The organism is Dyella sp. (genome assembly GCF_036384435.1).
Classification (GTDB): Bacteria; Pseudomonadota; Gammaproteobacteria; order Xanthomonadales; family Rhodanobacteraceae; genus GSA-30.
The window spans coordinates 1-4,852 of the sequence record NZ_DASVMI010000151.1 but is presented as its reverse complement, the minus strand read 5'-3'; the positions used below and the strand labels follow the sequence as shown (position 1 = coordinate 4,852).

The window sequence follows — 4,852 nt, the reverse complement described above, 5'->3', positions numbered from 1 at the left end:
TCTTCCAACTGTTGTCTGCTTCGCCTTGGGATTTCTTCACTGCCTTGTCGTAGGCAGCCACCCAATCGGTCTTGTCATGTCCCAGGTAAGCGTCGAGCACGCGATAAGTCACGGCATTGAACGCCGCGCCTGACTCCTGGTTGGTCAATACCACCACGCCCAGGTGCTGTTCGGGCACCAGCGTCACGCGCGAAACCATGCCGGGCCAACCGCCGGTGTGCCATACCAGGCGTTGGCCGTGATAATCGGAAAGGAACCAACCCTCGCCATAGCCGGCGAAATTAGGCTTGGTTCCGGCAAGCTCAGGCACAGGCGGCTTGCCAACCTTCATCGGCGTCAACATCTGCCACATCTGGTCCTGGCTTGCCTGCTTGAACAGGCGCTGTTCGCTGTCTCCGTGCCCGGAAATCACGCCGCCGGCCAATTGCACGTTCATCCATTTGGCCAGGTCGTGCACGCTGGAATAAATGCCACCGGCGCCCGAATTGTTCGACCATGCCATGGCCGGCACTGGCTTGAGATCCTTGAAATCGAACTTGGCATGGCCTACTGCCACATCCATCCCCGGCTTGAGATACGTCTTGTCGACCAAAGTTTCATCCATGCCAACCGGCTTGAAGATATGGTTGCGCAGATAATCGGCATAGCTTTCGCCGGAAACATTCTCGATCACCAGTGTCGCCACGGCGAACAGGATGTTGTCGTAGGCATAGGCACTGCGAAAGCTGGTCGCCAGTGGCACGAAGCGCAGGCGCTCGACCACGTCCTTGGTCGTATAGGAGGTCGGCGGCCAATACAGCAGGTCTCCAGCCCCCAGGCCTAGACCACTGCGATGTGCCAGCAGGTCACGAATGCGCATTTCGTGCGTCACGTACGGGTCGGACATCTGGAACCACGGCAAGTGATCGGTGACCCGGTCGTCCATGTTGAGCTTGCCCTGCTCGGCCAGCATCTGCAGCGACGCCGCAGTGAATGCCTTGGTATTGGAGGCAATGGCAAACAGCGTGTGCGCATCCACCGGCTCGGGCTTGCCCTTCTCGCGCACGCCAAAGCCCTGCTCCATCACCACCTTGCCATCCTTGACAATGGCCACCGCGATGCCGGGAACATCGAAAGTCTTGCGCGCATCGTCCACGTACGACCCGAAATCCTGCAACTGCGCAGGCAGTGCCGTATCCGTCACGACGGGCGCGGACGAGGCGACGGGCGTCTGCGCCATCGCGGGGCCGGCGGCCAGGACAACCATCGCGCAGCATCCGGCAAGGCGGGCGGACAGGATTCGTTGAGGCATGGACAGAACTCCAATCGATCGCAAAGTCCGCACTATCGCGGGAAACACGCCGGCGCGCCAGCACCGGCATGCCTGGGCGCTGAACCGGGCAATCGTGTCATCATGTCCCGCCACGTCTGGAGCCAGCCATGCCTTCAAGTGTCCCCGCGGGCGACCTGTTCACCACAACACCCATCGCAAGTCCGATTCGCGTCGGTATTGGCGGGTGGACTTACGCGCCATGGCGGAAGAACTTTTATCCCGACGGGCTGGCACAGAAGCGCGAACTCGAATACGCCAGCCGGCACCTGCGCGCGATTGAGATCAATGGCACCTACTATGGCGCGCAAAAGGCCAGCACGTATGCGCGCTGGGCCGCAGAGACGCCCGACGGCTTCGTGTTCTCGCTTAAAGCGCCACGTTACATCACCGAGGGCAAGCGCCTGGCCGAAGCACGCCAGGGGATTCGCGGCTTCATCGATGGCGGCCTTTCCGAAATGGGCAATCGGCTCGGGCCAATCCTGTGGCAACTGGCGCCCTCCCGCGCCTTCGATGCCAACGACATCAAAGCCTTTCTTGAACTTCTTCCAGCAAGCCTGAACGGCGAACGCCTGCGCCATGTGCTGGAGGTGCGCCATCCGGATTTCCTGTGCGAGGACTATGTGAACCTCGCGCGTGATTATCGGATACCCACCGTTTTCACCGACTCCCCTGATTATCCGTCGCTGGCCGATATCACGGGCGACTTCACTTATGCGCGCTTGATGGCCAGCCAGGATACGATCGCCACCGGCTACCGCGACAAGGACCTCGATACCTGGGCCACGTACGCACTGCGCTGGGCGAGCGGCGAGGACAATCCCCAGTTGCCTCACGTCGCCGCACCGCTTGAGAAAACCACGTCACGCGACGTGTTCGTCTATTTCATCAGTGCCGCCAAGCACCGTAATCCGGCGGCGGCGATGGCGCTGCAAAAGCGCATCGACAAGACAGCCTGACATTCGGAGCACAACGCATGCGCATCCATCGAATTTTACCGCTGATCATCCTCGCCGCGTTGATTGGATGGATGTTCATGCGGCCACAGGCACCCACGCAACTCGCAGCCGATCGCCAGGATCGGCCGACCGCCACCTCAGGCTCCGGCGGCTGTCCCATCCTGCCGCGTTTCTTGCCACAGGAAGCCTTCCAGACGATCAAGCTGATCGAGAACGAAGGGCCGTTTCCACATCGACAGGATGGCGTAGTCTTCGGCAACCGCGAAGGTCTGCTACCGCCACAGGCCAATGGCTACTACCACGAGTACACCGTCCAGACGCCTGGCAGCCAGGATCGCGGAGCCCGGCGCATCATCACCGGCGGAACACCGCCGTCGATCTATTACTACACCGAAGATCACTACCGCAGCTTTCGCTGCTTCCGGGTTCATCCATGAGCATATCGTTCGACATCGATCTCCACGACGCCGCCCGCGACGGTGTCTTCTTCGCCACCCAGGACGACATCGCCGCACTGGATGCAGCAGCGCGGCAGACATCGCTACGAATCGTGCGCGTGGATCTGCACGACTGCACGGACAAAGACTCGGTCATGCGCCATCTCAACGATGCGCTGCACTTTCCCGCTGGCTTTGGTGCCAACTGGGATGCACTGACCGACTGCTTGCGCGACCTCTCGTGGCTGGCCGCCCCTGGTTATCTGATATTGCTCATGCACGGCCAGACCCTGCGTGAGGCTAATGAGGAGGTATTCGACACCCTGCTCGACGTTCTGGACGAGGCGGCCGAACACTGGTTCGACGCCAAGATCCCATTCTTCGCTTTCCTCGCCCTGCCCGAAAGCGCGCTCGACGAAATCGACGCCTGAGCCAGGTGCCCCTCACCCTGATGGGAAGCCCATGGATTTGCGCCCCCACTACCCATCTCCCATCACCAGGGCGTACCTTACGCTCCCCTGCCAACCGACACACGCTACCGCCCCATGCACCTGGACTTCGACCTCGATCGCGACTACGTAGAGCTGAATCAATTGCTCAAGCTCACCGGGCTGTGCGACAGCGGGGGCGCGGGCAAGGCAATCGTTGCCAGCGGTGCGGTGACTGTCGATGGCGTTCGTGAACTGCGCAAGACCTGCAAGATCCACGCGGGTCAGACCGTGCGCCTGGGTGATGTCACCATACGCGTGCGCGAGGCGGAGTAACCGGCCACGCGCCTGCGGCGAATACAGGGATGGAGGGCAGCCCGCCCGATCTCTCACGCTGGAGTGTGCATCATGTCGTTTACGCGCAAACCCCTCGCTGCCGTCCTGATCGCCATGGGTGTGGCAGCCTGCAGTGCACCAGCCATCAGCCGCGATGCCGGCGCGCTGCCCTCACCTGCGACCGATGCGCCGCTGTCGGCTGCACACGATGAGCAGGTGGCCGTCCTGGCAGGCGGTTGCTTCTGGGGTGTGCAAGCGGTGTTTGAGCACGTCAAGGGCGTCAAGCGCGTCCTGGCAGGCTATTCGGGCGGCAGCGCCGCCACGGCGACCTACGACCAGGTCAGCGACGGCGATACCGGCCACGCTGAATCGGTAAAAATCCTCTTCGATCCGGCACAGGTCAGTTATGGCCAGTTGCTGCGAATCTACTTCTCCGTAGCCACCGACCCGACGCAGCTCAACCGGCAAGGGCCAGATGTCGGCACGCAGTATCGTTCAGCCATTTTCTACAGCACGCCGGAGCAGGAGCGCATTGCCCGCGCCTATATCGCCCAGTTAGGCACTGCCAAGGCATTCGGCGACCCCATCGTGACCCAGGTCGCTCCGCTCAAGGCATTCTACCCGGCCGAGGCCTATCATCAGGACTATGCGCGCCTGCATCCGAATGATCGCTACATCGTGGTGAATGATGCGCCTAAGGTCGTCAACCTCCAGCGCTATTTCCCCGATGCCTATCGACCACAGGAACAGGTCGTAAGCGTGCAGTTGCGTTGAGCCCATGCCTCAGGTGAACTGCCCACGCGTCAGAACGATGTAGGGTACGTCGTCCATCTCGCAACGTGCCTTCACCAAGCCATGGGCATGTTCACCGAGGGAATTACACGAGCGATCCGTACCGTCATTGATTGCTGTATGGATGGCCCGCGCACATCTTCTGCACTGATCATCCTGCCGCGCGCATGCGATCGAACGACTGTCCGGCGCACATCCTGGATGCTTCGCAGTTGGTATAGCGATATCAGGCTGCTTGCGGGGAAATCTTCATCGACCTGGCGTGCGAGATGGCGAGCAAATCGCTGCTGTCGTTCCGAACATACCAAGAAAAAAGGCCTGGCCGCCCCTTAAGGCGGCCAGGCCCGATCCTGCGAACCAGGAGAACGCTTAGCGCAAACCCGTTTCGGCGCGAGCAATCACCAGGCGCTGGATTTCGCTGGTGCCCTCATAGATCTCGGTGATCTTGGCATCACGGAAATAGCGCTCCAGCGGCATTTCCTTCGAATAACCCATGCCACCGTGGATCTGTACGGCCTGGTGGGAAATCCACATCGCCGCTTCCGACGCCATCAGCTTGGCCACCGATGCCTCGGTACCGAAGCGGCCACC

The 4,852-nt window shown here is 61.2% G+C and carries 7 protein-coding genes; 5 read left to right on the top strand and 2 right to left on the bottom strand.

Annotation, left to right across the window (positions count from 1 at the left end):
• The coding region (locus VF436_RS14790) for a serine hydrolase domain-containing protein (protein ID WP_330904800.1) at positions 1-1,291 on the bottom strand (1,291 nt) is incomplete at its 3' end.
• Positions 1,292-1,419: 128 nt separating this feature from the next.
• Here VF436_RS14790 and VF436_RS14785 point away from each other — a divergent pair.
• From VF436_RS14785 to msrA, 5 genes are all read left to right on the top strand, one after another.
• The gene (locus tag VF436_RS14785; protein ID WP_330904799.1) at positions 1,420-2,268 is read left to right on the top strand and encodes a DUF72 domain-containing protein; all 849 of its coding nucleotides are present in this window, start codon (positions 1,420-1,422) and stop codon (positions 2,266-2,268) included.
• Between the two features lie 17 nt (positions 2,269-2,285).
• Positions 2,286-2,705 (top strand): ribonuclease domain-containing protein, encoded by a 420-nt coding sequence (locus tag VF436_RS14780; RefSeq protein WP_330904798.1) that lies wholly within the window; start codon positions 2,286-2,288, stop codon positions 2,703-2,705.
• Complete coding sequence (locus VF436_RS14775) at positions 2,702-3,136, top strand: barstar family protein (protein WP_330904797.1); 435 nt, start codon at positions 2,702-2,704, stop codon at positions 3,134-3,136. The genes VF436_RS14780 and VF436_RS14775 overlap by 4 nt, the downstream gene beginning before the upstream one ends.
• Before the next feature lie 114 nt (positions 3,137-3,250).
• Entirely contained in the window at positions 3,251-3,469 is a 219-nt protein-coding gene (locus VF436_RS14770) for an RNA-binding S4 domain-containing protein (protein ID WP_330904796.1), read from the top strand.
• Between the two features lie 72 nt (positions 3,470-3,541).
• Positions 3,542-4,243 (top strand): peptide-methionine (S)-S-oxide reductase MsrA, encoded by a 702-nt coding sequence (gene msrA, locus VF436_RS14765; RefSeq protein ID WP_330904795.1) that lies wholly within the window; start codon positions 3,542-3,544, stop codon positions 4,241-4,243.
• Between the two features lie 387 nt (positions 4,244-4,630).
• Here the strand turns inward: msrA and VF436_RS14760 are convergent.
• The coding region (locus VF436_RS14760; RefSeq protein WP_330904794.1) for an acyl-CoA dehydrogenase family protein at positions 4,631-4,852 on the bottom strand (222 nt) is incomplete at its 5' end.